26 protein-coding genes and 1 tRNA gene are annotated in these 23,475 nt (G+C 68.5%); 17 read left to right on the plus strand and 10 right to left on the minus strand.

Going from position 1 to position 23,475, the window contains the following annotated elements:
- The first annotated feature begins 3 nt into the window (after window positions 1-3).
- The 5 genes from ACAZ03_RS02390 to leuB all read left to right on the plus strand — a co-directional run bounded on the left by ACAZ03_RS02390 (window position 4) and on the right by leuB (window position 4,567).
- Window positions 4-516 (plus strand): HdeD family acid-resistance protein, encoded by a 513-nt coding sequence (locus tag ACAZ03_RS02390; protein WP_373355752.1) that lies wholly within the window; start codon window positions 4-6, stop codon window positions 514-516.
- A gap of 19 nt (window positions 517-535) precedes the next feature.
- Window positions 536-1,141 carry a 3-isopropylmalate dehydratase small subunit gene (leuD, locus tag ACAZ03_RS02395; RefSeq protein ID WP_373355753.1) on the plus strand — a complete coding sequence of 202 codons (606 nt, stop codon included), beginning with the start codon at window positions 536-538 and terminating at the stop codon, window positions 1,139-1,141.
- Window positions 1,142-1,523: 382 nt separating this feature from the next.
- Window positions 1,524-2,360, plus strand: coding sequence for a hypothetical protein (locus tag ACAZ03_RS02400; RefSeq protein WP_373355754.1), 837 nt, complete (start codon window positions 1,524-1,526; stop codon window positions 2,358-2,360).
- 56 nt (window positions 2,361-2,416) lie between these two features.
- Entirely contained in the window at window positions 2,417-3,376 is a 960-nt protein-coding gene (locus ACAZ03_RS02405; RefSeq protein ID WP_373357030.1) for an endonuclease/exonuclease/phosphatase family protein, read from the plus strand.
- Window positions 3,377-3,469: 93 nt separating this feature from the next.
- A complete protein-coding gene (gene leuB, locus ACAZ03_RS02410; protein WP_373355755.1) occupies window positions 3,470-4,567 on the plus strand; it encodes a 3-isopropylmalate dehydrogenase in 1,098 nt (365 codons plus the stop codon).
- A gap of 22 nt (window positions 4,568-4,589) precedes the next feature.
- Here leuB and ACAZ03_RS02415 read toward each other — a convergent pair whose 3' ends face one another.
- On the minus strand, window positions 4,590-5,102 hold the full coding sequence (locus ACAZ03_RS02415) for a DUF421 domain-containing protein (RefSeq protein ID WP_373355756.1): 513 nt from the start codon (window positions 5,100-5,102) through the stop codon (window positions 4,590-4,592).
- A 148-nt stretch (window positions 5,103-5,250) separates the two neighbouring features.
- Between ACAZ03_RS02415 and ACAZ03_RS02420 the strand changes: the two genes are divergently transcribed.
- On the plus strand, window positions 5,251-6,246 hold the full coding sequence (locus ACAZ03_RS02420) for a DMT family transporter (RefSeq protein WP_373355757.1): 996 nt from the start codon (window positions 5,251-5,253) through the stop codon (window positions 6,244-6,246).
- Between the two features lie 67 nt (window positions 6,247-6,313).
- Window positions 6,314-6,390 (plus strand) — tRNA-Pro (locus ACAZ03_RS02425).
- A gap of 29 nt (window positions 6,391-6,419) precedes the next feature.
- Here ACAZ03_RS02425 and ACAZ03_RS02430 read toward each other — a convergent pair.
- A complete protein-coding gene (locus tag ACAZ03_RS02430) occupies window positions 6,420-6,968 on the minus strand; it encodes a DUF4453 domain-containing protein (RefSeq protein WP_373355758.1) in 549 nt (182 codons plus the stop codon).
- A 97-nt stretch (window positions 6,969-7,065) separates the two neighbouring features.
- On the opposite strand from ACAZ03_RS02430, the gene ACAZ03_RS02435 reads away from it, so the two are divergent.
- Window positions 7,066-7,944: a DMT family transporter gene (locus tag ACAZ03_RS02435; protein WP_373355759.1), complete on the plus strand. Its 879-nt coding sequence runs from the start codon at window positions 7,066-7,068 to the stop codon at window positions 7,942-7,944.
- 30 nt (window positions 7,945-7,974) lie between these two features.
- On the opposite strand, the gene ACAZ03_RS02440 is transcribed toward ACAZ03_RS02435, so the two are convergent.
- A complete protein-coding gene (locus ACAZ03_RS02440; RefSeq protein ID WP_373355760.1) occupies window positions 7,975-8,769 on the minus strand; it encodes a DUF1013 domain-containing protein in 795 nt (264 codons plus the stop codon).
- Between the two features lie 109 nt (window positions 8,770-8,878).
- Between ACAZ03_RS02440 and ACAZ03_RS02445 the strand changes: the two genes are divergently transcribed.
- Window positions 8,879-9,520, plus strand: a complete 642-nt coding sequence (locus ACAZ03_RS02445; RefSeq protein ID WP_373355761.1) for a ribonuclease T2 family protein — start codon at window positions 8,879-8,881, stop codon at window positions 9,518-9,520.
- On the opposite strand, the gene ACAZ03_RS02450 is transcribed toward ACAZ03_RS02445, so the two are convergent.
- Complete coding sequence (locus ACAZ03_RS02450) at window positions 9,521-10,012, minus strand: DUF3859 domain-containing protein (RefSeq protein WP_373355762.1); 492 nt, start codon at window positions 10,010-10,012, stop codon at window positions 9,521-9,523. It lies immediately after the preceding gene.
- Window positions 10,013-10,222: 210 nt separating this feature from the next.
- Window positions 10,223-11,821, minus strand: coding sequence for a phosphoenolpyruvate carboxykinase (locus tag ACAZ03_RS02455; protein ID WP_373355763.1), 1,599 nt, complete (start codon window positions 11,819-11,821; stop codon window positions 10,223-10,225).
- Between the two features lie 365 nt (window positions 11,822-12,186).
- On the opposite strand from ACAZ03_RS02455, the gene ACAZ03_RS02460 reads away from it, so the two are divergent.
- From ACAZ03_RS02460 to ACAZ03_RS02490, 7 genes are read left to right on the plus strand one after another with little or no spacing between them, the layout of a single operon-like run.
- Window positions 12,187-12,888 carry a response regulator transcription factor gene (locus ACAZ03_RS02460; RefSeq protein ID WP_373355764.1) on the plus strand — a complete coding sequence of 234 codons (702 nt, stop codon included), beginning with the start codon at window positions 12,187-12,189 and terminating at the stop codon, window positions 12,886-12,888.
- A 10-nt stretch (window positions 12,889-12,898) separates the two neighbouring features.
- Entirely contained in the window at window positions 12,899-14,626 is a 1,728-nt protein-coding gene (locus ACAZ03_RS02465) for an ATP-binding protein (RefSeq protein WP_373355765.1), read from the plus strand.
- A gap of 3 nt (window positions 14,627-14,629) precedes the next feature.
- Window positions 14,630-15,046 carry an HPr kinase/phosphorylase gene (locus ACAZ03_RS02470; protein ID WP_373355767.1) on the plus strand — a complete coding sequence of 139 codons (417 nt, stop codon included), beginning with the start codon at window positions 14,630-14,632 and terminating at the stop codon, window positions 15,044-15,046.
- Window positions 15,047-15,049: 3 nt separating this feature from the next.
- Complete coding sequence (gene rapZ, locus ACAZ03_RS02475) at window positions 15,050-15,967, plus strand: RNase adapter RapZ (protein ID WP_373355768.1); 918 nt, start codon at window positions 15,050-15,052, stop codon at window positions 15,965-15,967.
- 4 nt (window positions 15,968-15,971) lie between these two features.
- The gene (locus ACAZ03_RS02480; RefSeq protein WP_373355769.1) at window positions 15,972-16,391 is read left to right on the plus strand and encodes a PTS sugar transporter subunit IIA; all 420 of its coding nucleotides are present in this window, start codon (window positions 15,972-15,974) and stop codon (window positions 16,389-16,391) included.
- On the plus strand, window positions 16,388-16,669 hold the full coding sequence (locus ACAZ03_RS02485) for an HPr family phosphocarrier protein (RefSeq protein ID WP_373355770.1): 282 nt from the start codon (window positions 16,388-16,390) through the stop codon (window positions 16,667-16,669). The genes ACAZ03_RS02480 and ACAZ03_RS02485 overlap by 4 nt, the downstream gene beginning before the upstream one ends.
- A gap of 22 nt (window positions 16,670-16,691) precedes the next feature.
- Complete coding sequence (locus ACAZ03_RS02490; protein ID WP_373355771.1) at window positions 16,692-17,588, plus strand: lysophospholipid acyltransferase family protein; 897 nt, start codon at window positions 16,692-16,694, stop codon at window positions 17,586-17,588.
- Between the two features lie 4 nt (window positions 17,589-17,592).
- Here the strand turns inward: ACAZ03_RS02490 and ACAZ03_RS02495 are convergent, their stop codons facing one another.
- Window positions 17,593-18,471, minus strand: a complete 879-nt coding sequence (locus ACAZ03_RS02495) for a 3-hydroxybutyryl-CoA dehydrogenase (RefSeq protein ID WP_373355772.1) — start codon at window positions 18,469-18,471, stop codon at window positions 17,593-17,595.
- A gap of 154 nt (window positions 18,472-18,625) precedes the next feature.
- Here ACAZ03_RS02495 and ACAZ03_RS02500 point away from each other — a divergent pair, with 154 nt between their 5' ends.
- Window positions 18,626-19,489 (plus strand): DUF6473 family protein, encoded by an 864-nt coding sequence (locus tag ACAZ03_RS02500; protein ID WP_373355773.1) that lies wholly within the window; start codon window positions 18,626-18,628, stop codon window positions 19,487-19,489.
- Window positions 19,490-19,574: 85 nt separating this feature from the next.
- Here ACAZ03_RS02500 and ACAZ03_RS02505 read toward each other — a convergent pair whose 3' ends face one another.
- The 4 genes from ACAZ03_RS02505 to ACAZ03_RS02520 form a co-directional block, all read right to left on the minus strand.
- Window positions 19,575-20,498 carry an electron transfer flavoprotein subunit alpha/FixB family protein gene (locus ACAZ03_RS02505; protein WP_373355774.1) on the minus strand — a complete coding sequence of 308 codons (924 nt, stop codon included), beginning with the start codon at window positions 20,496-20,498 and terminating at the stop codon, window positions 19,575-19,577.
- Window positions 20,498-21,256, minus strand: coding sequence for an electron transfer flavoprotein subunit beta/FixA family protein (locus ACAZ03_RS02510; protein ID WP_373355775.1), 759 nt, complete (start codon window positions 21,254-21,256; stop codon window positions 20,498-20,500). The genes ACAZ03_RS02505 and ACAZ03_RS02510 overlap by 1 nt, the downstream gene beginning before the upstream one ends.
- Window positions 21,257-21,674: 418 nt before the next feature.
- Window positions 21,675-22,649 (minus strand): NAD(P)H-quinone oxidoreductase, encoded by a 975-nt coding sequence (locus ACAZ03_RS02515; RefSeq protein WP_373355776.1) that lies wholly within the window; start codon window positions 22,647-22,649, stop codon window positions 21,675-21,677.
- A gap of 5 nt (window positions 22,650-22,654) precedes the next feature.
- On the minus strand, window positions 22,655-23,311 hold the full coding sequence (locus tag ACAZ03_RS02520; RefSeq protein WP_373355777.1) for a COQ9 family protein: 657 nt from the start codon (window positions 23,309-23,311) through the stop codon (window positions 22,655-22,657).
- Window positions 23,312-23,475: the final 164 nt, after the last annotated feature.

The raw sequence follows: 23,475 nt of genomic DNA on the forward strand, positions 1-23,475 counted from the left end.
CCTATGCGTAGCTGGCTGATCCTCATCCTCATCGGTGTGATCTTCGGCCTGGGCGGCATCGCCGCCCTCGCCAACCCCTTCGCCGCCTCGATCGCGGCCACGACCATCGTCGGGCTGGTGTTCCTGTTCGGCGGCGTCCTGCAGCTCTGGATGGCCTGGAGCGACCGGGAGGATGCGCACCGCATCTGGCATGGGGTGGTCGGGCTCATGGGGCTGGTCGCGGGGGTGTTCCTCCTCGCCGACCCGCTCAGCGGCCTCGTCTCGCTGACGCTGTTCCTCGGCATTCTCTTCCTGATCACGGGCATTGCCCGGCTCGCCGTGGCGCTCCGGCTCAGGGGGAGTGGGCCGTTCTGGCCGCTCCTTCTCTCCGGTCTCGCCTCCCTGGTGATCGGGGTGCTGGTCTTTGCCGATTTCGGCACGGCCGCCGGCACGCTCCTCGGCATCCTTCTGGGGGTCGAGCTGCTCGTCGAGGCTGCCGCCTTCCTTACACTGGGCCTCGTCGCCCGCCGCAGATAACGTCCCCGGAGGACAGTTCATGGAAAAATTCACCCAGCTCACCGGCATCGCGGCGCCCCTGCCGCTGGTCAATGTCGATACCGACATGATCATCCCGAAGCAGTTCCTGAAGACGATCAAGCGCACCGGCCTCGGCGTGAATCTCTTCGACGAGATGCGCTATGACGACCAGGGCAACGAGATCCCCGATTTCGTGCTCAACCAGCCGGCCTATCGCGAGGCGTCGATCCTCGTCGCGGGCGACAATTTCGGCTGCGGCTCCAGCCGCGAGCACGCCCCCTGGGCGCTCGAGGATTTCGGCATCCGCTCGGTGATCTCCACCAGCTTCGCCGACATCTTCTACAACAACTGCTTCAAGAACGGCATCCTGCCGATCGTGCTGCCGGAAGCAGAGCGCGACATGGTGATGGCCGATGCCGAGAAGGGCGCCAATGCCCGGGTCGAGATCGACCTCGAGGCGCAGACGATCACCCTGTCGGACGGCACCGAGATCACCTTCGAGATCGACCCGTTCCGCAAGCACTGCCTCCTGAACGGGCTCGATGACATCGGCCTGACCATGGAGAAGGTCGACGCGATCAGCGCCTTCGAGGCGAAGGCCGGCGAGTCGCGCCCCTGGGTCTGAGGGGCGGCCCGGCGTAAGACTCCGGGGGGCCGATCCCGTCGCCCTCGGTGCTTGAGCCGATGGCGGAGGGGATCGCGCCCCCCGATTCACTTCCGGGCGGATCGGGGCGCTGGCGCGCTTTGTGGTTAAGCTCTCGCTATCCACTACATGTGGATTTTGCTTGCAATTCGGGCTTTTAACAGGGCCCGACGGTTGCATGGGGGCACCAGTTCTGCCCCAAAAATGCCCTGCCTGCGGGGCAGACCGGGGCCGGTATTGTTGCGGACCGGGAAAAGCGGCAAAAACATGGCAAGATCGAGGCAAACCGGACAAATCCGGCCCCCTGGCCGGCCTGTGACCGCATGACACAAGTGCGGCGCTCCGGATCGAAGGCAGGTTTTTCATGCTGACACGTCTGGCGGGAGCCATATTGCGTGCCGTGCTCGTCATGCTGGCGGTCTCCGCCCCGGCCATGCTGCTGCCGGGCGCGAGCGCCGATATCCGCATGACCGTCACGCTGGTGGCGCTCTTCGTCGGGCTCTTCACCTTCGTCGAATACAACGCCGCCTATCCCTCGCTCCTCACCTTTCGCGATGCCGCGCCCTTCAACCGCATCCGCTTCGGCGGGCTGGCGGTGATCTTGGTGATCCTGCCGCTCATGCAGCTCGATGGCGGCAGCTCGGTGCTGCGCCAGCTCGTGGCGGCCATCGGGCGGCTCCTGTCCGAGGGGCTGGACTTTCCCTATTCGCCGGTGCGCCTGACGGTGCTGATGATGCCCGAGGGCGCGGCGGCGCCGCTGCTCGACGCGGTGCGCGTCTCGGCGGCGATGGCCTATTTCATCTCGCTGGCGATGCTCGTGGTCTTCATCGTCTATCAGCGCCTCTCCGGCTGGCCGCTCAACCGGGGCGGCTTCAACGTCTGGATCAACCTGCCGACCTTCGACCCGACCTCCGGGGGCGATGTCGTCGACCGGCTGGGGCGGGACGCGATGCTGAACCTCATCGCCGGGTTCCTCCTGCCCTTCATCATCCCGGCCCTTGTCAAAGGCGCCTCGAGCCTGTTCGATCCTCTCAGCCTTGCCGAGCCGCATACGCTGATCTGGATGATGACCGCATGGGCGTTCATTCCGGCCACCCTTCTGATGAAAGGCGTCGCCCTCAGCCGGGTGGCGCAGATGATCCGCGTGCAGCGGCTGCGCGGCGCCGCGCGGGCCGCCGAGGGCGAGCTGGCCGCCGCCTGAGGGCCGGGCTGCTCCTCGCGCTGGCGCTTCTGGCCGGGCCCTCCGCCGCCGAGACCCTGCGCTTCGCCACCTACGGGGCCGCGCTCAGCCGGGCGGGGCCGGGGCTTCTGCTTTCGGACATTCTCGAGCGGGAGGAGGGCGCGCTCGCGGCGGCGGAGGTCGTGGCGGCGGCGGCGCCGGATGTGCTCCTCCTCACCAGCTTCGATTATGACGCGCGGGGCGCGGCGCTCGGCGCCTTTGCGGAATTGGTGGAGGAGCAGGGGCTGCCGCTGCCCCATGCCTTTGCGGGCCGCCCCAATGCCGGCATGGCGACGGGGATCGACATGGATCTCGACGGCCGCGCCGGCACCCCGCGCGATGCGCAGGGCTATGGCGAGTTCGCGGGCGACGGCGGGCTGGCCGTCCTCTCCCGCTATCCCATGCGGCTCTTGGCCGATTTCACGCCGCTCCTCTGGGCGGACATGCCGGGGGCGACGCTGCCGACCTGGCGGAACGGCCTGCCGATGCTGCCGCCGGAGGTGGTGGCCGTGCAGCGCCTCTCCTCCACCGCCCATTGGGTGCTGGAGGTGGCGGCGCCGGAGGGTCCGGTGACGCTGATGGTCTGGGCCGCGACGCCGCCGGTCTTCGACGGGCCGGAGGATCGCAACGGCCTCCGCGCCCGCGACGAGCTCCTGCTCTGGGACCGCTATCTGGACGGCGCGCTGGGGGAGGCCCCGGCCGCGCCCTTCGTGCTCATGGGCCTGTCCAACCTCGACCCCGAGGCGGGAGAGGGCGACCGCGCCGCCATGGCGGCCTTCCTCGCCGATCCGAGGCTGATCGACCCGGCCCCCGTCTCCGCCACAGGCGAGCGGGCCACGGCGGAGTGGGAGAGCGGGCGGCGGCTCAGGGTCAGCTACGTCCTGCCCTCGGCGGACTGGCAGGTGGCGGGCGCCGCCGTGCACTGGCCCGCGCCGGGCGAGCCGCTGGCCGAGGCGGGCGGGCCGCACCGGCTGGTCTGGGTCGACCTCACCCGCTAGCGGCGATGTCCCGCCCGCCTGCGACCCCCGGCTTTCTTGACCCTTCCCGCGCCCCGGGCTACCGCAGCGCGGACCAGACATGGAGCGATCAAGATGGCCAATTCCCTTCTCATCCTGCCCGGTGACGGCATCGGCCCCGAGGTGATGGCGGAGGTCCGCAAGGTCATCGACTGGTTCGGCACGCGGGGGCTCGCCTTCGACGTCTCCGAAGACCTCGTGGGCGGCGCGGCCTATGACGCGCATGGCACGCCCTTGCATGACGACACGATGGCGAAGGCTCAAGGCGTCGATGCCGTCCTCCTCGGCGCCGTCGGCGGGCCGAAATACGACGTGCTCGACTTCTCGGTGAAGCCCGAGCGCGGGCTCCTCAGGCTGCGGAAGGAGATGGACCTCTTCGCCAACCTCCGCCCGGCGCAATGCTTCGACGCGCTGGCCGATTTCTCCTCGCTCAAGACCGAGGTCGTGGCCGGGCTCGACATCATGATCGTCCGCGAGCTGACCTCCGGCATCTATTTCGGCGAGCCGCGCGGCATCACCACCGAGAACAACGAGCGCGTGGGCATCAACACCCAGCGCTACACGGAGAGCGAGATCGACCGCGTTGCCCGCGCCGCCTTCGAGCTGGCCATGAAGCGGAACCGCAAGCTCTGCTCGATGGAAAAGGCCAACGTGATGGAATCGGGCATCCTCTGGCGCGAGGTGGTGACCGAGGTCGGCAAGGATTACCCCGAGGTCGAGCTTTCCCACATGTATGCCGATGCCGGCGCCATGCAGCTCGTCCGCTGGCCGAAGCAGTTCGACGTCATCGTGACGGACAACCTCTTCGGCGACCTCCTCTCCGACGCTGCGGCGATGCTCACCGGCTCGCTCGGCATGCTGCCCTCCGCCTCGCTCGGCGCGCCGATGGCGAACGGCCGGCCGAAGGCGCTCTACGAGCCGGTGCATGGCTCGGCGCCCGACATCGCGGGGCAGGGCAAGGCGAACCCGATCGCCTGCGTCCTCTCCTTCGCGATGGCGCTGCGCTATTCCTTCGACGAGGGGGAAGAGGCCGACCGGCTGGAGGGTGCCGTCGAGACGGTGCTGGCCGAGGGCTACCGCACCGCCGACCTCCTCGGCGAGGAGGGCAAGGCGCCGGTCTCAACCAGCGAGATGGGCGACGCCATCGTGGCGGCACTGGCGGCTTCGGTCTGAGCTGGGCCCGCCGGCGCAGGCCTCAGGGCAGCGCCCGGGGCTCGCGGCTGACGCCATCAAGGAGGCCCTCGGCGAGCTCCGCCTCGGGCGCGGCATAGATGACGCTGACATCGCCCGTGGTCTCCAGCACCACGGCGCGGATCTTCCGCCGCTCCACCGCACCGGCCTGCCGGAGCTTGGCGCGCACGTCGGCGCGGGTGATCTGGGCGCTCGTCATGTTCGCCTCGATGAACGCGCCCTCCTCCATCAGGAGGAGCGGAGAGTTATCGACCACGGCGCGCAGCCCCGGCAGGCGCGCGCGCAGCCGGCTGACCAGCCCCTGGATCACGAAGAGAACGCCAAGCGCCACCAGCCCCGCGCCGAAGCCCCGCTCCGACGTCAGCGCCGTGGCGAGGACGGAGCCGGTGGCGACCGTCAGCGCGAAATCCACGCTGGAGATCTTCGAGAAGCTGCGCAGCCCGTTCAGCCGCGTCAGCGCCACGACGGCGAGCGTTGCGATCAGACCCCGGGCAAAGACGTCAAATATCGTTTCCATGAAAGGCACCCCCAGTTGAGGCAAGGCCGCAGCGAGGGTCCGGGTTCCGTAGCGGCGGGGGCAACCCCGCCTTGACGTCGGCCCGAGGGGCGGCAATCTGCGGACGGGGCCCCCTCCGGGCTCCGGCGACATCAACCGGATCGGCATCATGGGTTCGAACCTCAAGGGCGTGCTCCTCGCCCTCGCGGCCTTTGGCATCTATGCCACGCATGACACCGTCGTGAAGTTTCTCGGCGGCGGCTATTCGGCCGTCCAGCTGATCTTCTTCTCGACGCTGCTGTCCTTTCCGCTCGCCACCTTCACGCTCATCTCCGACAAGGCGCCCGGCACGCTGCGGCCCGCCCATCCCGGCTGGGTGGCGGCGCGGACGATCGCGGCGCTGATCGGGGCGCTGTGCAACTTCTATGCCTTCTCGACCCTGCCGCTGGCGCAGGTCTATGTGATCCTCTTCGCCTCGCCGCTCATCATCACCGTCCTGTCGATCCCGGTTTTGGGAGAGAAGGTGGGCATTCGCCGCTGGACGGCGGTGGTCGTAGGCCTCGCGGGGGTGGTCGTCGCCATCGCGCCCTCGGGCGCCGACGGCTTCGGGCTGACCTGGGGCCATGCGGCCGCGCTCGTCGGCGCCTTCGCCGGCTCCTTCACCGCGATCTCGGTGCGCAAGATCGGGCCGGACGAGCGGCCCGTCGTGCTGATGCTCTATCCGATGATCCTCAACTTCTTGGTGATGGGCGCGGCGCTGGCCTTCGTCTACGAGCCGATGCCGGTCTCGCATCTGGGGCTTCTCGCCGCCATGGCCTGCCTGGGCTTCCTCGGCGGGCTCGTCATCATCGCGGCCTACAAGGCGGGGGAGGCGGCGGTCGTGGCGCCCATGCAGTACAGCCAGATCCTCTGGGCGGTGGCCTATGGCTATCTGGTGTTCGGCGAGGCGCCGGGGCGGAACACGATGATCGGCGCCGTGGTCATCATCGCATCGGGGCTTTTCATCCTCGGCCGCGAGAGCCGCAAGGCGGAATCGGAGCAGCCCGTCACGCAGACGCGCATGTCGCGCGATGTGGGCACCGCGCCCCGCCCCTCGGTGCTGATGCGCATGATCGATGGCCGCCGCCAGGGCCGCGGCGCCGCCGTCGCGCAAAGGAGCGATTGACCGCCGCCCGGGGCGCCGATTCCGCCTTGCAATCCGGGCGCCCCTTCGCTACCTCCGCCGCCACGGTCGGAGTGTAGCGCAGCCTGGTAGCGCACCTGCTTCGGGAGCAGGGGGTCGGAGGTTCGAATCCTCTCACTCCGACCAATTCCCCCCTATCGCAGCAATCCCGGCGCTCAGCCGGCAAGCGCCTCGCAGGTCTCTTCGTTGAGCGGCGGGCTCGGGGCCCAGCCCATGCCGTTGCCGCTCTCCGAGATGAAGAAGCCCCAGCCGCCGACCTCCTCATAGGACCACAGGATCGTCTCCCCGGGCTGGATCACGCCGGTGGCGGCGCTCGCCGCGCTGCGCCCGGAGCGGAGCACCAGACGCTCGCCCGTCCAGCCGAGGCAGGCGCTCTCATAGGGCGCGGGGACGGGGATGTCCTCGAGGCGGAGGCGCTGGGCGAGGCCGGGGATGGCGAGCGCCGTGGCCGATGTGTCGGTCCTGCAGCCGAGCCAGCCCTCTTCCTCCGCCAGCCGCTCCGCCAGCGCCTTGTCGGCGGGGGAGAGGGCGGGGGCGGAGGTCGTGCAATCGCCATTGTCGAAGATCGCCGCGCCGAGGGGCGAGCCGAAGCAATAGCCGGCCCTGTCGAAGATCTGGTTCCGCGTGAACCAGTATTCGGCGCAGAGGTCGAGCGCCGCGGCGGGCGCGCCGAGGAGGGCGAAGAGGAGGGCGAGGCGGATCATGCGGGGCTCCTGTCCTGCTGCGCGCATCTTGGCGGTTTCCCCTCCGGCAGGAAAGTTGGCGGTTGTGCAGGCGCCGTGTTCCCGCAATGTTCGCGCCATGGCGCTGCAACCGCATCTTCAGCCCCGGCAAGACCGGCTGCCCTTCGCGATCCGCACGATCCTCTTCACCGTGCTGGCGCTCTCCTTGGGCGATGCCATGGTGAAGCTGTCCGGCGGGGCGCTGGGGCTGGCGCAGATCTTCGTGCTGCGCTCGGCCATCGTGGCGCCGGTGCTGCTTGTGCTGCTCTGGCGGCGGGGGGAGCGGATGCCGCTCGCGGACCCTTTCGTCACCCTGCGGAGCCTCATGCTGGTGGTGATGTGGGTGCTCTATTACCTGTCGCTGCCGCATCTGCCGCTCGCGGCCGCGGCGGCGGTCTATTACACGCTGCCCATCTTCATCACGCTCTTCTCGGCGCTGTTCCTCGGCAGCCGCATCTCGCGCCGCGGATGGCTGGCCGTCCTCGGCGGCTTTGCGGGCGTCGCCCTGATCCTCCGCCCCCAGCCCGACGATCTGAACCTCTGGGCGCTTCTGCCGCTCGCCGCCGCCATGCTCTATGCCGGGGCGATGATCCTTACCGGCACGCGCTGCCGCGCGGTGCCGCCGCTGGCGCTGGCCTTGCATCTGAACCTCGGCTTCATTCTCGGCGGGCTCCTGCTTCTCGCCGGGCCGGAGGCTCCGGCGGGCGCCTGGCAGGCCATGGGCGGCGCGGAGCTGCGGCTCCTCGCCATCATGGCGGGGGCCATCCTGATCGGCTCCATCGGCGCGGCAATCGCCTATACCAACGGGCCGGCGGCGGTGATCGGCAGCTTCGATTTCGCCTATGTGGCCTTCGCGGTGCTCTGGGGGCTGATCTTCTTCGGCGAGCGGCCGGATGCGCTGGCGCTGGCGGGGATCGCCCTCGTCACCGGCTCCGGCATCCTCGCGCTCCGCAGCTAAGCGAAAGGGCCCCGAAGGGCCCTTGCTCCGTCAGCGCTTGCTGTCGTCGTCGTCGTCCTCATCGTCGTCATCGCTGTCGCCGGGGAGGTTGAAGAAGCTCTCGGCATCGGGGATCGAGCGATCGTCGTCCTCCTCCTCCTCCTCGGCGGGGCCGCGCGGGTCGTCGCCGCTGCCGAGCGAGAAGGTCTCGAGGCCGGACATGTTGGAGGGCATCCGCGCCTCCGTGCCCATCGTGAGGCTCTGCGAGGTCGAGACGAGCTTCATCCGCTCGTCATCGCTCATCACCTCGCCCTCGCGGGCGCGCTTGGCATTGGCCTTCTGCACGGCGGCATCGAGCTCGGACTGCTTGCAGAGCCCCAGCGCCACCGGGTCGATGGGCTCGATATTGCCGATGTTCCAGTGGGTCCGCTCGCGGATCGCCTGGATGGTCGGCTTGGTTGTGCCGACGAGCTTGGAGATCTGGCCGTCGGAGAGTTCGGGGTGGAACTTCACCAGCCAGAGGATCGAGGCCGGCCGGTCCTGCCGCTTGGAGAGCGGCGTGTAGCGCGGGCCGCGGCGCTTCTCTTCGCCGACGGAGGCGGCGTTGAACTTGAGCTTCAGCCGGTGGGCCGGGTCCTTCTCGGCCTTGTCGATCTCGTCCTGCGTGAGCTGGTTGTTGGCGATCGGGTCGAAGCCCTTCACGCCGGTCGCCACATCGCCGTCGGCGATGCCTTGGATCTCCAGCTCGTGCATGCCGACGAAATCGCCGATCTGCCGGAAGGTGATCGTGGTATTGTCCACCAGCCAGACGGCGGTGGCCTTGGCCATCAGCGGTTTGTCAGACATCTCGGATCACCTCTTGCACCATGAGCTTCCCCGATCCCCGGTTTGGGGGCGAGCCTTCGGAAAGGCCCGGTTCTCGCTGTCGGGGAACGTGGGCTATATAGGAGCCACCATGCGCTTTGGAAAGATCAAAATACCGCTGGGTCCGGTGATGGCGGCGCTCCTCTGGGGCGGGGCCGGGATGGCGCAGGATGTCGCGGGCCGGTTCGACCATTACGTCCTGGCGCTCTCCTGGAGCCCCACCTGGTGCGCGCAGACGGGTGCGGAACGGGGCTCTCCCCAGTGCGACGGCACCCGGGGGCTGGTGCTGCACGGGCTCTGGCCGCAACACCGCATCGGCTGGCCGGAATATTGCGACACGGACGAAAGGGGCCCGGGCCGGGCGGAGGTGGCGGCGATGCTGCCCTTGATGGGCGATCCCTCCGCGGTGACCTATCAGTGGCGCAAGCACGGCGCCTGCTCGGGCCTCTCCGCCGCGGCATTTTTCGCGCTGGCACGGCAGGCGGTGGCCGAGGTGGCGGTGCCTGAGCTCCTGACCGGCGACGCGCCGCAGCGGCTTTCGGCGCAGGAGGTCGAGGCGGCGATGCTGCGGGCCAATCCGGACATGGTGGCCGACGGGGTCACGGTGACCTGCCGCGACGGGCATATCGCCGAGATCCGGCTCTGCCTCACGAAGACGCTCGAGCCCCGCCCCTGCGAGCCGGATGTCCGCCGCGACTGCCGCCTGGCGGATGCGCTCCTCCCCGCGCCCTGACTACTCGTTGCAGGCGCGCAGGAGCCCGGAGTTGGGGGCGGGGGCGATCACCTCGAAGTCGATGCCGTAGAGCACCTGGCCATTCGCCTGCGCCTCGATCCGCCAGATGCCGGTCTTCACCTCTTCGGGCTCCTCGAGCCGGTAGTAGAAGGCCGACAGCGCGGAGCCGGAGATCGACATGTTGAAACGCTGCTGCTCGGTGCCCGCGCCGTTGAAGGCGGGGTGGGTGACGACGACCGTGACGTTCGAGATGTCGCCGATGCCGGATTGCGCCTCGACGCCGAAGCCGATGCCGAGCACGGCGGGGACGATCTGCGTCTCGGCGATGAAGGGCAGCGAGCTGCGCACGCGGCCGTTCGGGAAGGTAGAGGGGCAGATGGCGCCGGCATGCCATCCCGAGATGGAATCCGACACGTAATCCTCGGCCAGGGCGGGGCCCCCGGTCATGACGGAGGCGGCGAGGAGGGCGGCAGTCAGGCGGCGGCTGGCCATGGGCAATCCTTCACGAAATGTTGTCGCGAGAATCGGGCCTGCCGGCGCCCGGGTCAAGGCGCTTTGGCGCTGGGCGCCCGGCGGACGGCCCGCGGGGCGACTGTAGAAGCGCATCAGGGGCAGGGTCGGAGGCGAGCCTGGGGGCGGCTCGCCTCCTTATACTGCCTCCCGACCGTTGGCCGGGGCCGGGAGGCAATGCGGGGGCGGGGCTCAGCCGATGGCGGCGGCCTTCACGTCCTCGTCGATGAAGGGCACGTATTGCCCGAAGTTCTCGGCGAACATCTCGACGAGGCGCGCGGCCTGGGCGTCATAGGCCGCCGGCTCCGCCCAGGTGCGGCGCGGGTCGAGCAGCGCGGCATCGACGCCGGGCACCGAGACCGGCACCTCGAAGCCGAAGTTCGGGTCCTTGCGGAAGATCCCCTCGTTCAGCGAGCCGTCGAGCGCGGCGGCGAGCAGCGTGCGCGTCGCCTTGATGGGCATCCGCTTGCCCGTGCCATAGGCGCCGCCGGTCCAGCCGGTGTTCACCAGCCAGCAGGTGGCGCCGTGGCGGGCGATCTTCTCCTGCAGGAGCTTGCCGTAGACCTCCGGCCGGCGCGGCATGAAGGGCGCGCCGAAGCAGGTGGAGAAGGTGGGCGAGGGCTCCGAGACGCCGACCTCGGTGCCGGCGACCTTCGAGGTGAAGCCGGAGAGGAAGTGATACATCGCCTGCGCCGGCGTCAGCCGCGCGATGGGCGGCAGCACGCCGAAGGCATCGCAGGTGAGCATGACGACGTTCTTCGGGTGCCCGCCGAGCGCCGTGTCGGAGGCGTTGGAGATCGCCTCCAGCGGATAGGCACAGCGCATGTTCGCGGTGATCGAGTCATCCTCGAAGTCGAGCTCGAGCGTCTCGGGGTCGTAGACCATGTTCTCGATCACGGTGCCGAAGCGGCTGGTGGTGCCGTAGATCTCGGGCTCCGCGACGGGCGAGAGGCTGATGGTCTTGGCGTAGCAGCCGCCCTCGAAATTGAAGGTGCCCTTCTCCGACCAGCCGTGCTCGTCATCGCCGATGAGCACGCGGCTGGGCTCGGCGGAGAGCGTCGTCTTGCCGGTGCCCGAGAGGCCGAAGAAGACGGCGGTATCCACCGGATTGCCGGGGGCGTGGTTGGCCGAGCAATGCATCGGCATGATGCCCTTCTCCGGCAGGAGGTAGTTGAGCAGCGTGAAGACGCTCTTTTTGTTCTCGCCGGAATATTCCGTGCCGGCGATGAGGATCATCTTCTCGTCGAGGTTGAGCGCGATCACCGTCTCGGAGCGGCAGCCGTGCTTCGCCGGATCGGCCTTGAAGCTCGGCAGGTTGATGATCGTGTACTCGGGCACGAAGCTGTCCAGCTCCTCCCGCGCCGGGCGGCGGAGGAGGTGGCGGATGAAGAGCCCGTGCCAGGCGAGCTCGGTCACCACGCGCACGTCCAGCCGGTGGGCCGGATCGGCGCCGGCGTAGAGATCCTGCACGAAGGCCTCGCGGCCCTTCGCATGGGCCAGCATGTCGGCCTTGAGCGCGGCGAAGCTCTCGGGGCTCATGGGGGCGTTGTTGTCCCACCAGATCGTGTCTTCGGTCGTGGGGGTGCGGACGACGAACTTGTCCTTCGGGCTGCGGCCGGTGTGCTTGCCGGTGGTCACCAGAAGCGTGCCGCCCTTGCCGAGCTTGCCTTCGCCGCGGGTGAGCGCGGCTTCCAGAAGGCCTTCCTCGAGGAGGTTGTAGTGAACCTCGGCCAGCCCCTCGATGCCCTGACGCGCCAGCGTCATCTCAGGGTTCACCCTGCCATGATCCATTGTTTCCTCCTCAGCGGACGGGCCGGGCATACAGCGTTCAGCCCCTGTCAAAGCGGGTCATAGCACCCGTGCGCTTTGACCAGCCACCCTGATTTTTCCCTGTTAGCGCAACCATTTGCATGTTAGCGCCAGCGGGATTTTTCCGTTAGCGCCATCATGGGCAGACCGTCGCCGAGGGCGCGGCGGGCTGGTGTCGCCGCCGCGGCCGGTGTGAGGCATTTTAGCCATTGCTCAGGGAATTTCGCCCCAATTGGGGCATGATGCCCAGGGCGATTCGCAGATTTACGTTGATTCGTCTCGGCGAACCGGGGGATAGGTTGTGAAAATCGAGGCAAAAACATAACCGAGCAGCAAGGATTAGCGCGATGTCCAAGATCGCATTGGTGGATGACGACCGGAACATCCTGACCTCTGTCGCCATGACGCTCGAGGCCGAAGGGTTCGAGGTCGACACCTACAACGACGGGCAGACGGCGCTCGACGCCTTCTCCAAACGTCTGCCGGACATGGCCGTTCTCGACATCAAGATGCCGCGGATGGACGGGATGGACCTCCTGCAGCGGCTTCGCCAAAAAAGCTCGATGCCGGTGATCTTCCTCACCTCGAAGGACGACGAGATCGACGAGGTGCTGGGCCTGCGCATGGGCGCCGACGATTACGTCAAGAAGCCCTTCAGCCAGCGCCTCCTGGTCGAGCGCATCCGCGCGCTCCTCCGCCGGCAGGAGGCCGTGGCCGGCGACATCGGCCCGACCACCGAAGAGACCAAGGTCATGGTTCGCGGCCATCTGACGATGGATCCCCTGCGCCACGCGGTGAAGTGGAAGGGCAATGACGTCTCGCTGACGGTCACCGAATTCCTGCTCCTTCAGGCGCTCGCGCAGCGGCCCGGCTTCGTGAAGAGCCGCGACCAGCTGATGGACGTGGCCTATGACGACCAGGTCTATGTCGACGACCGCACCATCGACAGCCACATCAAGCGGCTCCGCAAGAAGATGCGCCAGGCCGACGATGATTTCGCCGCGATCGAGACGCTCTACGGCATCGGATACCGCTACAACGAAGAGTAGGGGCCCCGCGATGACCAGCGCGCCGAAGATCGATGTCCGCGATCTCGGCTCGGTCCGCCGTGCCGCAGAGATGACGGCGCGCAAGCGGGCCGAGCGCAATGTCATTCTGCTCGGCGACGACTGGGTCGACCCCGAGGGCGGCGAGCGCGAGATGCAGGAATGGCGGAGCCGCCGGCGCGGCGGCATCCGCCTGCGCCATTCGCCGCTCGCCCGGAAGATCATCACCTTCAACCTCGTGGCGCTGATCCTGCTCGTGACGGGGATGCTCTATTTCGCGCCCTCCCGCGACAACCTCGCCTTTCAGCGCGCCTCCGGCCTCGTCGCCGAGGCTGAGCTGATCGCCGATGCCGTCGAGATCGGGCTCGGCGGCGCTGTCGGGCCGCTCGATCCCACCCCGCTTCTGGATCGGCTCGACCTCCGCCGCGGCGTGACCGTCTGGGTCTTCGACGAGACCGGCGCCGTCATCGGCCGGGCCGAGGCCGGCGAGGCGGGCGAGGTGGCGGGGCTCGATTACGGCGGCGGCGGCACGCTCATCACCAACGCGCTCTCCACGGGCTGGGAGGCGGTGGCGCGGCTTCTGACCGGCGCCTCCGAGGCGCCCGCCCCGCAGGAGGTGCCGACGGCGCTCGTCACCCAAGCGCTGGGCGGGCAGAGCGCGGTGGCCGATCTGCGCGACAGCGACGGTAACACGATCTTCGCGGTGGCGACGCCGATCACGGCCGCGGGCGCCCCCGTCGGCGCCATCGGCGTCACCTCCGCCCCCGGCGAGATCGACGCGCTCCTGCGGATCGAGCGCGAGCGGGTGCTGCAGATGTTCGTCGTCGGCATCATCGTCTCGATCGCGCTCAGCCTCGTCCTCGCCTCGACCATCGCCAACCCGCTGGCCGAGCTGGCGGCGGCCGCCGAGATCGGCCGCGACAAGAACGCCCGCAAGATGGCGCCCAGCCGCGTGCGCATTCCCGACCTCTCGGCCCGGCCCGACGAGATCGGCCGCCTCTCCGCCGCGCTCCGCGGCATGGTGGCGGCGCTCTACGACCGGATCGAGGGCAACGAGCAGTTCGCCGCCGACGTCGCGCACGAGATCAAGAACCCGCTCGCCTCGATGCGCTCCGCGCTCGGCTCGATGCGCATGGTCAAGCGCGAGGATCAGCGCGAGAAGCTGCTGGAGGTCATGGAGCACGACGTCCGCCGGCTCGACCGGCTGGTCAGCGACATTTCCAACGCCTCGCGGCTCGACGCCGAATTGGTGAAGGAGGAGGAAGAGACCTTCGACCTCCTCAAGATGGTGGCCAATATCAACGACTTCCTCGGCGACGACGCGCGGCGGAGGGGCATCGACTACATCACCGACCTGCCGCCCGGGCCGGTCATGATCTCCGGCCTCGAGGGGCGGCTCGCGCAGGTCTTCGTCAACATCATCACCAATGCGATCTCCTTCTGCGAGGAGGGCGACGCCATCCGCGTCTGGGCCCGCAAGCGCGAGAATCGCGTGCTGGTGGTGGTGGAGGATACCGGCCCCGGCATCCCCGACGAGGCGCTGACGAAGATCTTCCAGCGCTTCTATTCCGAACGGCCGGAGGCGCAGTTCGGCAACAATTCCGGGCTCGGCCTCGCCATCTCGAAGCAGATCGTCGAGGCGCATGGCGGCGTCATCTGGGCGGAGAACATCCGCCCCACCGACACCGATCCCACCTCCGAGGCTCTCGGCGCCCGCTTCGTCGTCGGCCTGCCGGTCTGACCCGTGGACGAGGTGCTCCATGCCTCCACCGTCGCGGTGGAGGGGCGGGGCCTTCTGATCCTCGGGCCTTCGGGCAGCGGCAAATCCTCCCTCGCGCTTGAGCTGATGGCCTATGGCGCCGAGCTGGTGGCGGATGACCGCACCATCGTCACGGGGGAGGAGAGCGCGCTCTTCGCGGCCGCCCCCGCCGCCATCGCCGGGATGATCGAGGCGCGGCACATCGGCCTCCTCAATGCCCCGGCGCGGCCCCGGGCCCGCCTTTTCGCCGCCATCGACCTCGGGCAGGTTGAGGAGCAGCGTTTGCCGCCCCGCAGAAAATTGACCCTGCTCGGTTGCGATCTGCCCTTGCTTCACAAGCCCGTAACGGGCCATTTTGCAGCTGCAACATGGGCCTATATGAAGGCAGGACGGAGATCCTGAGAGATGAAAGACGCCGCGCCCCGCACGGAGGACGGCAGACAGCGCCTCGTCCTGGTGACCGGCCCTTCCGGGGCCGGCCGATCCACGGCGGTTCATGCGCTGGAAGACCTCGGCTTCGAGGCGATCGACAATCTGCCGCTCTCCCTTCTGCCCCGTCTGATCGACGGGCCGCCGCTTTCGCGGCCGATCGCGCTTGGGCTCGACGTGCGCAACCGGGATTTCGGGATCGAGGCGCTGATCGAATCGATCGATCGGCTCGCGGCGCGGCCTGATATCGCCGAGGAGCTGCTCTATATCGACGCCGACGAGGACACGCTCGTCCGCCGCTATTCCGAGACCCGCCGCCGCCACCCGCTGACCGACGACGGCCCGCTCTACGGCATCCGCCGCGAGCGCGAGCTCCTGGTGCCGATCCGCGCCCGCGCCGATGTGCTGATCGACACCGGCGGGCTCAGCCCCCATGACCTCCGCGCCGAGATCGAGGGCTTCTATGCGCCGCCCGAGGGCAAGCTGCTGACCGTCGAGCTGCAGAGCTTTTCCTACAAGCGCGGGCTGCCGCGCGGGCTCGACTTCGTCTTCGACTGCCGGTTCCTGCGCAACCCGCACTGGGAGCCGGCGCTGCGCGACCGCGACGGGCGCGACCCGGCGGTGGTGGATCACGTCACGGCCGATCCGCTCTTTGAGCCTTTCTTCACCAACCTGTGCGATCTCTTCGCCCTGATCCTCCCCGCCGCCCGCGCGGAGGGAAAGACCCACCTGGCCATCGGTTTCGGTTGTACCGGGGGGCAACACCGCTCCGTCGCGCTTGCTGAACGGTTGGCAAATGCCCTTGCAGCGGGGGGATGGCAGGTGTCTAAACGGCACAGGGAGCTGGAACGCAGGGCGGAGGCCGAACTCGCGGGGCGGGGTGAAGGCAGGTGAAACCGTGATCGGTATCGTCATTGTTGCCCATGGCGGGCTGGCCAAGGAATATCTCGGCGCGGTCGAGCATGTTGTCGGCCGTCAGGACGGGATGCGCGCCATCTCCATCGGCCCCGACGACGATCGTGCCGCCAAGGAGTTCGAGATCTGCGAGGCCGCCAATGCCGTGGACACCGGCGAAGGCGTCGTGCTCGTGACCGACATGTTCGGCGGCTCGCCCTCCAACCTCTCGCTGCGCGCCTGCGCCCTCAGCAGCCGGCGCATCCTTTACGGCGCCAACCTGCCCATGCTCATCAAGCTCGCCCGCTCGCGGCATCTGAGCGTGTCGGAAGCCACCGACAAGGCGCTGGCCGCGGCCCGCAAGTACATGGATTACCATGTGGCGGTGCAGGAGCCGCAGGTCGCGCGCTGGGGCACCTCGTGAGCGGATCCCCGACGCGGCGCAGCCTGAAGATCGTGAACATCAAGGGCCTGCATGCGCGGGCCTCCGCCAAGCTCGCCGACCTCGTTGAGCGGTTCGACGCCGAGGCCGAGGTGTCTCGTGACGGTATGACCGCGGCGGGCGACTCCATCATGGGGCTTTTGATGTTGGCAGCGTCAAAGGGAACGACTATTGAAGTCGAGACGACGGGAAATGAGGCAGAGGCCTTGGCCGATGCCATAGCCGAGCTGGTTGCGGACAAGTTCGGCGAAGGGGACTGACCCCGTCAAGGAGGGGGCCGCGGTGACCGATCTCAGCAATCGCAAGCTTCGGGCGATCGGGCCTGTCGCGCCGCCGCAAGAGCGGGCGCCGCGCGTCTACGACCGCGCCTCCCTGACCTATTCCGAGACCTTCGACAGCGCCTTCAAGCGCAATGCCATCAAGACCATCGAATGGATGACCGGCAAGATCGAGATCCTGCGCCGCGTCCGCCGGTTCGAGAAGCTGGGCGCCACGCCCGGCGCCGCCTTCTGGACGGCCTCCATGAAGGTCATGGGCATCGAGATCCAGACCCCGCAGGTCGAGATCGACAGGATCCCCAAGACCGGCCCCGTCGTCTTCGTGGCCAATCACCCGCACGGGCTGGTGGACGGCATGGTGCTGGCCGACATCTTCAGCCGCGTGCGCGAGGATTACCGCATCCTGTCGCGCTCGATCCTGACCGGGCTCGACGAGAGCGCGTCGAAGTTCATGATTCCGGTGCCCTTCCCGCATGAGCCGGACAGCCAGAAGAAGATGGTCGCCATGCGCGCCGAGGCGATGGAGCATCTCTCCGCCGGCGGGCTGGTGGCGCTCTTCCCCTCCGGCGTCGTCGCCTCGGCCGACACGCCCTTCGGCCCGCCGATCGAGGCGGAGTGGAACGTCTTCACCGCGAAGATGATCCGCCGCTCGGGCGCCACCGTGGTGCCCTGCTACTTCCCCGGCCACAATTCGCGCTGGTATCAGCTCGCGAATGCCATCTCGCCGACGCTGCGCCAGGGGCTTCTGATCCACGAGATCGTCCACAGCTTCGACAAACCGCAGCGCCCGGTGATCGGCGAGCCGATCTCGCCCGAGGAATGCGAGCGCCGCGCGCAGGATCCGCGTGGCTTCATGACCTGGCTGCGGGCGAAGACGCTCTCGCTCGGCGAGACGCTCTGACCGCTCAGCGCGTCGGCACCGGCTCCTCGCCGCGATAATCGTAAAAGCCCCGCTTGGTCTTCCGGCCGAGCCATCCGGCCTCGACATATTTCACCAGAAGCGGGCAGGGGCGGTACTTGGTATCCGCCAGCCCGTCATGCAGGACGTTCATGATCGACAGGCAGGTGTCGAGCCCGATGAAATCGGCCAGCTCCAGCGGCCCCATCGGGTGGTTGGCGCCGAGCTTCATCGAGGTGTCGATGCTCTGGACGCTGCCGACGCCCTCGTAGAGCGTATAGACCGCCTCGTTGATCATCGGGATCAGCACGCGGTTGACGATGAAGGCCGGGTAATCCTCCGCCGTGGCGGCGGTCTTGCCGAGGCGCTCAACGACCTCGAGGCAGGCGGTGAAGGTGGGCTCGTCGGTGGCGATGCCGCGGATCAGCTCGACGAGCTGCATCACCGGCACCGGGTTCATGAAATGGAAACCAAGAAACTTTTCCGGCCGGTCGGTGCGACTCGCCAGGCGCGTGATCGAGATCGATGAGGTGTTCGAGGTGAGGATTGTTTCCGGCCCGAGATGCGGCACCAGATCCTCGAAGATCGCCGTCTTGACCGATTCCTTCTCGGTCGCCGCCTCGATGATGAGGTCGCGCTTGCCCAGATCGCTTAACGTGAGCGTGCTGTCGATCCGCCCCAAAGCCGCCGTCTTGTCGGCCTCCTCGATGGCGCCGCGGGTGACCTGGCGGTCGAGGTTGCGGGTGATGGTCGTGCGGGCTTTTTCCAGCGATTCCTGAGAGATATCGGTGAGGAGCACCTCGTAGCCCGCAAGCGCGAAGACATGGGCGATGCCGTTGCCCATCTGGCCGGCGCCGACGATCCCGACGGTCTTAATACTGCCCATATTAACCCTCATGTTCTGGTTCTCAGGATAATCGCGCGACGGAGCGCTCGCTTCAAGGACCGCCGGGATTTTGGCTAGAATTCTCCCCTTAGTCTTTTGAAAAGCTTTCTCCGCGATTTCTTATGATGGTGAGTGGAAGAACACGGTGGGTGCCATGAGGCATGACGCGCTTGAGGGGCGAAGTCTGAATTACACGCCGTGCCGCTATGGCACGTCGAAGATCTTCTTTCGCGGCCCGCAACGCCCGCTCGATGGGCGCTATGTCTCCTTCGTCGGCGGCACCGAAACCTACGGCAAGTTCATCAAGGAGCCCTTCGTCACGCTCGTCGAGCGCGAGATCGGCATGCCGGCCGTCAATTTCGGCTGCGCCAACGCCTCCATCGGTGCCTTCCTCGCCGAGCCCACGATCATCGACGCCTGCCGCGGCGCCTATGCGAACATCGTGCAGGTCATGGGGGCGCAGAACCTCTCCAACCGCTTCTATTCCGTCCATCCGCGTCGGAATGACCGGTTCCTGAAGCCCTCCACCGTGCTCGAGGCGATCTATCCCGAGGTCGATTTCGCCGATTTCTGCTTCACCCGGCACATGCTCTCGGCGCTCTACGAGCTCTCGCCCGAGCGGTTCGAGATCGTGCGCGGCGAGCTGCAGCAGGCCTGGACGAGCCGGATGACGAGCTTCCTGCGCGAGATCGGGCCGCATACCTCGCTTCTGTGGTTCTCCGACCATATGCCGAGCGAGCAGCATTGGGCCGAGCGGCCCGAGGGGCTCCAGTCGGAGCCGCTCTTCGTCTCCCGCCGGATGATCGACGCGCTCCGGCCCTTCGTGCGCTCGGTCATCGTCGTGCAGCCGTCCGCCATGGCGCGCGCCGAGGGGACGGCCGGCATGTGCTTCGCCCCGCAGGATGAAAGCGCCGCAGAGGGCCTGCCCGGCGCCAAGGCGCATCGCGAGGCGGCCGAGGCGATCACCGCCTCGCTCGGCTTCGTCACCCAAGGGGGCTCCGAGCGGCTGCGGGCCTGAGCCTTCGGCGAAACGCCAGACAGGGTCAAACGCAAGACGGCCGGCGCGGGATGCGCCGGCCGTCTGCATGTCTGGCCTCAGGGGCTCAGAGCTTCTCGATCAGCTCCGGCACGGCGGTGAAGAGGTCGGCCACGAGGCCGTAGTCGGCGACCTGGAAGATGGGCGCCTCTTCATCCTTGTTGATCGCGACGATGATCTTGGAATCCTTCATCCCCGCGAGGTGCTGGATGGCGCCCGAGATGCCGACGGCCACATAAAGCTCCGGCGCCACGACCTTGCCGGTCTGCCCGACCTGCCAGTCGTTGGGCGCGAAGCCGGAATCCACCGCGGCGCGGGACGCGCCGACGGCGGCGCCGAGCTTGTCGGCCAGCTTCTCGATCAGCGCGAAGTCTTCCTCCGAGCCCACACCGCGGCCGCCTGAGACGACGATGCCGGCGGAGGTCAGCTCTGGCCGGTCGCTTTCGGCGACCTTGTCCTCGACCCAGCTCGACAGGCTCGAGACGGCGGGGGCCGAGACCTCCTCCACCGGCGCGGCGGCGCCGGGCTCGGCGGCATCGAAGGCCGTCGTGCGGATGGTGAAGACCTTCTTGGAATCGGACGACTTGACCGTCTGCACGGCATTGCCGGCATAGATCGGCCGCTCGAACGTGTCGGCATCGACCACGGCGGAGACGTCGGAGATCACCATGACATCGAGCAGCGCCGCGGCGCGGGGCATGATGTTCTTGGCATCGGTCGTCGCCGGGGCAGCGATATGCTCGTAATCGCCGGCGAGGCCGACGATCAGCTCGGCGGTGGTCTCGGCGAGCCGGTGGCCGAGGCTTTCGCCCTCGGCCAGCAGCACCTTGGCGGCGCCCAATGTGGCGGCGGCCTCGGCGGCCTCGCGTGCGGAGGCGCCGGCGCAGAGGAGGTGCACTTCGCCCAGCGACGCCACGGCGGCGATGGCCTTGGCGGTGGTGTCGGTGTTCAGCGCGCCATCGGTGATTTCAGCCAGAAGAAGAACGCTCATCAGATCGCCCCCCGCTCTTTGAGTTTCGCCACGAGCTCGTCGACCGAGCCGACCATCTCGCCGGCCTGCCGCGCCGGCGGCTCGACGGTCTTTACCACGGTGAGCCGCGGCGTGACGTCGACGCCGTAATCGGCGGGCGTCTTCTCTTCCATCGGCTTCTTCTTGGCCTTCATGATGTTCGGCAGCGAGGCATAGCGCGGCTCGTTGAGGCGCAGATCGGTGGTGATGATGGCGGGCAGCGTCACCTTGATGGTCTGCAGGCCGCCATCGACCTCGCGGGTCACCGTGGCGCTATCGCCCTCGACATCGAGCTTGTTGGCGAAGGTCGCCTGCGCCCAGCCGGTCAGCGCCGCCAGCATCTGGCCGGTGGCGTTCATGTCGTTGTCGATCGCCTGCTTGCCGGCGATGACCAGGCCCGGGCCTTCGGCATCGACGATCCCCTTGAGGATCTTGGCGACGGCGAGGGGCTCGATGTCCTGATGCACGTCGTCGGCGGCGACGACGAGAATGGCGCGGTCGGCGCCCATCGCGAGCGCGGTGCGCAGGGTTTCCTGCGCCTGCTTCACGCCGATGGAAACGGCGATGACCTCTTCGGCCTTGCCGGCCTCCTTGAGGCGGATCGCCTCTTCGACGGCGATCTCGTCGAACGGGTTCATCGACATCTTGACGTTGGCGAGATCGACCCCGCTGCCGTCCGCTTTGACGCGGACCTTCACGTTATAATCGATCACCCGTTTGACGGGCACGAGCACCTTCATAATGGCCTCCCCGGCGGTCTTTTCCTGGTCCCGGCGTTGGTAACGCGGGGGGCGGGGCGATTGAAGCGCAAAACCGACGCTGGGAAGAGCGGGGACGCCACGTAGACGTCGTTGTGCTGGCGGAGAGGGCGGCAAGGGGGGCTGTCTGCCCCCCGCCCGCCCTGAAGGGCCGACTCCCCCCGAGGATTTTCGGGAGCAAAGACCGGGGGATGGCGGCCCCGGGCGGGCTGTCCGGGCGCCGGTGGGGGCCGGCGCCCGGGGCCGGGCTTACTTCTTCTTGTCGGTCTTGGTCGCGGCCGGCTTGGGCTTGCCCGGCTTGTCGTCTTTCTTGGCCATTCTGGCCTCCATGGTTGACGTGCCGGAATCATCAGCACGCCGCCCCTGAGTCGCGATATCACGTCACCGTGTTGCCCCTTGGTCAGGCGCTGGTGTCGAGCACGATCTTGCCGATGTGGTTGCCCTCTTCCATCCGCGCATGGGCGGCGGCGGCATCGCTGAGGGGGAAGCACGCGTCCATCACCGGGGCGATGCGCCCCGCGTCCAGGAGCGGCCAGACCCGGGCGCGGAGCTCTTCGGCGATGGCGGCCTTGGCGGCGACGCTCTGGGGGCGGAGCGTCGAGCCGGTGATCGTCTGCCGCCGGACCATGAGGGAGCCGAAGTTTACCTCCGCCTTCGGGCCCTGCAGAAAGGCGATCTGCACGAGCCGGCCATCCGTTGCGAGGGCCTTGAGATTGCGGGGGATATAGTCGCTGCCGACCATGTCGAGAATGACATCGGCGCCGCCCTCGGCCTCCATCACCTCCACGAAGTCCTCCTCGCGGTAGTTGATGGCGCGCTCGGCGCCGAGATCGGTGCAGGCGGCGCATTTGTCGGCCGAGCCGGCGGTGGCGAAGACGCGGGCGCCAAAGGCGGCGGCGAGCTGGATCGCCGTCGTGCCGATGCCGGACGAGCCGCCATGAACGAGGAACCGCTCACCGGCCCGAAGGCCGCCCCGCATGAAGACGTTGGACCAGACGGTGAAGAAGGTCTCCGGCAGGCAAGCGGCCTCCTTGAGCGAGAGGGGCGCGGGCACCGGCAGGCAATGGGCCGCCGGGGTGACGGCGGCCTCCGCATAGGCGCCGCCGGGGAAGAGCGCGCAGACCTCGTCGCCCGGCCGGGGCCAGGAGACGCCGGTGCCCACCGCCTCGACCGTGCCGGCGCCCTCGAGCCCGGGCAGGTCGGAGGCGCCGGGGGGCGGCGCGTAATTGCCCGCGCGCTGCAGGCAGTCGGGGCGATTGACGCCCGCATAGGCGAGGCGGATCAGCACCTCGCCGGCGGCGGGCGAGGGCAGGGGGCGCACGGCCGGGGCAAGAACCTCCGGCCCGCCGGGGCGGGTGATCTCTGTGACGCGCATGGGGCTCAGCTCGGGAGGTCCCAGCGGCCGGGAAGGTCGCGGGAGGTGGGCGCCTTGATGCTCTCGAAGAGGCGGAAGGCGGGGGTGAAGAGCGGGTTCTTCTTCAGGCGGCCCTTGGTTTCCTCGAAGCGCATGACATCGGCGATGCGCCGCTCGATGAAGGCGCGCGACCGCTCCTGCCCGGGGCTCTGGTCGCCGAGCCAGTAGAGCAGCGCGGCGGAATAGACCGCCGAGAGGATCGCCCGCTTGGAATACCAGTTGCCGTCGGTCGAGGTGTCGCCGAGGGCGCGCCAGATGGTGTCGGCCGTGTCCCAGACCAGGCGGGAGCCGAGGGCGGCGTTCTGCGGCAGGGCGAAATGCGCCGTGGCGCGGCGGAGCACCTCGACATCGCCGGCGAGGCGCAGCCGCGCCTCGACCGCGCGGGCCACCTTCTCGGAATAGCGCAGCCCCTCGGGCAGGGCGGCGACGGCCTCCGGCAGCGCCGCATCGCCGCGGCGGTGGAGCGCGGCGGCCAGCGAGGTGGCACCGCGCGGGGCGAGGGCCCGCGCCTCGGCGACGGTCATGCCGGCCTCGCGGGCGGCGGCGCGGAAGGCCTCGTCCGACCAGCCGTCGAAGGGGACATGGGGGAGGATGGCGTCGATCAGGGCGTCCTGGGTGGTCATGGGGGCCTCCTTTGCCGCGAGTGTGCGCCTCCGGGCGCAGGAGGACAACGGGGGGCCCGTGCAGAAGTTGCGGGGGAAGGGAGGGGCCGGCACCGGGGGGCAGGCCCCGGTGCCGGCTGCGCCGCCGGCGATCAGACTTGCGGCGCGAGGGCCGGCTGCCGCCA

The sequence above is a fragment of the Pseudoroseicyclus sp. CXY001 genome (assembly GCF_041714655.1).
GTDB lineage: Bacteria > Pseudomonadota > Alphaproteobacteria > Rhodobacterales > Rhodobacteraceae > Pseudoroseicyclus_A.

What these genes read in the sequence shown, in the direction of transcription:
- ACAZ03_RS02445 (WP_373355761.1), top strand. Translation starts at nt 8,879, where the DNA reads ATGCGCTTTGGAAAGATCAAAATACCGCTGGGTCCGGTGATGGCGGCG.
- leuB (WP_373355755.1), top strand. Translation starts at nt 3,470, where the DNA reads ATGGCCAATTCCCTTCTCATCCTGCCCGGTGACGGCATCGGCCCCGAG.
- ACAZ03_RS02495 (WP_373355772.1), bottom strand. Translation starts at nt 18,471, where the DNA reads ATGGGCAGTATTAAGACCGTCGGGATCGTCGGCGCCGGCCAGATGGGC.
- ACAZ03_RS02500 (WP_373355773.1), top strand. Translation starts at nt 18,626, where the DNA reads ATGAGGCATGACGCGCTTGAGGGGCGAAGTCTGAATTACACGCCGTGC.
- ACAZ03_RS02455 (WP_373355763.1), bottom strand. Translation starts at nt 11,821, where the DNA reads ATGGATCATGGCAGGGTGAACCCTGAGATGACGCTGGCGCGTCAGGGC.
- ACAZ03_RS02420 (WP_373355757.1), top strand. Translation starts at nt 5,251, where the DNA reads ATGGGTTCGAACCTCAAGGGCGTGCTCCTCGCCCTCGCGGCCTTTGGC.
- ACAZ03_RS02460 (WP_373355764.1), top strand. Translation starts at nt 12,187, where the DNA reads ATGTCCAAGATCGCATTGGTGGATGACGACCGGAACATCCTGACCTCT.
- rapZ (WP_373355768.1), top strand. Translation starts at nt 15,050, where the DNA reads ATGAAAGACGCCGCGCCCCGCACGGAGGACGGCAGACAGCGCCTCGTC.
- ACAZ03_RS02465 (WP_373355765.1), top strand. Translation starts at nt 12,899, where the DNA reads ATGACCAGCGCGCCGAAGATCGATGTCCGCGATCTCGGCTCGGTCCGC.
- ACAZ03_RS02450 (WP_373355762.1), bottom strand. Translation starts at nt 10,012, where the DNA reads ATGGCCAGCCGCCGCCTGACTGCCGCCCTCCTCGCCGCCTCCGTCATG.
- ACAZ03_RS02400 (WP_373355754.1), top strand. Translation starts at nt 1,524, where the DNA reads ATGCTGACACGTCTGGCGGGAGCCATATTGCGTGCCGTGCTCGTCATG.
- ACAZ03_RS02435 (WP_373355759.1), top strand. Translation starts at nt 7,066, where the DNA reads ATGGCGCTGCAACCGCATCTTCAGCCCCGGCAAGACCGGCTGCCCTTC.
- ACAZ03_RS02390 (WP_373355752.1), top strand. Translation starts at nt 4, where the DNA reads ATGCGTAGCTGGCTGATCCTCATCCTCATCGGTGTGATCTTCGGCCTG.
- ACAZ03_RS02440 (WP_373355760.1), bottom strand. Translation starts at nt 8,769, where the DNA reads ATGTCTGACAAACCGCTGATGGCCAAGGCCACCGCCGTCTGGCTGGTG.
- ACAZ03_RS02415 (WP_373355756.1), bottom strand. Translation starts at nt 5,102, where the DNA reads ATGGAAACGATATTTGACGTCTTTGCCCGGGGTCTGATCGCAACGCTC.
- ACAZ03_RS02430 (WP_373355758.1), bottom strand. Translation starts at nt 6,968, where the DNA reads ATGATCCGCCTCGCCCTCCTCTTCGCCCTCCTCGGCGCGCCCGCCGCG.
- leuD (WP_373355753.1), top strand. Translation starts at nt 536, where the DNA reads ATGGAAAAATTCACCCAGCTCACCGGCATCGCGGCGCCCCTGCCGCTG.
- ACAZ03_RS02520 (WP_373355777.1), bottom strand. Translation starts at nt 23,311, where the DNA reads ATGACCACCCAGGACGCCCTGATCGACGCCATCCTCCCCCATGTCCCC.
- ACAZ03_RS02510 (WP_373355775.1), bottom strand. Translation starts at nt 21,256, where the DNA reads ATGAAGGTGCTCGTGCCCGTCAAACGGGTGATCGATTATAACGTGAAG.
- ACAZ03_RS02505 (WP_373355774.1), bottom strand. Translation starts at nt 20,498, where the DNA reads ATGAGCGTTCTTCTTCTGGCTGAAATCACCGATGGCGCGCTGAACACC.
- ACAZ03_RS02515 (WP_373355776.1), bottom strand. Translation starts at nt 22,649, where the DNA reads ATGCGCGTCACAGAGATCACCCGCCCCGGCGGGCCGGAGGTTCTTGCC.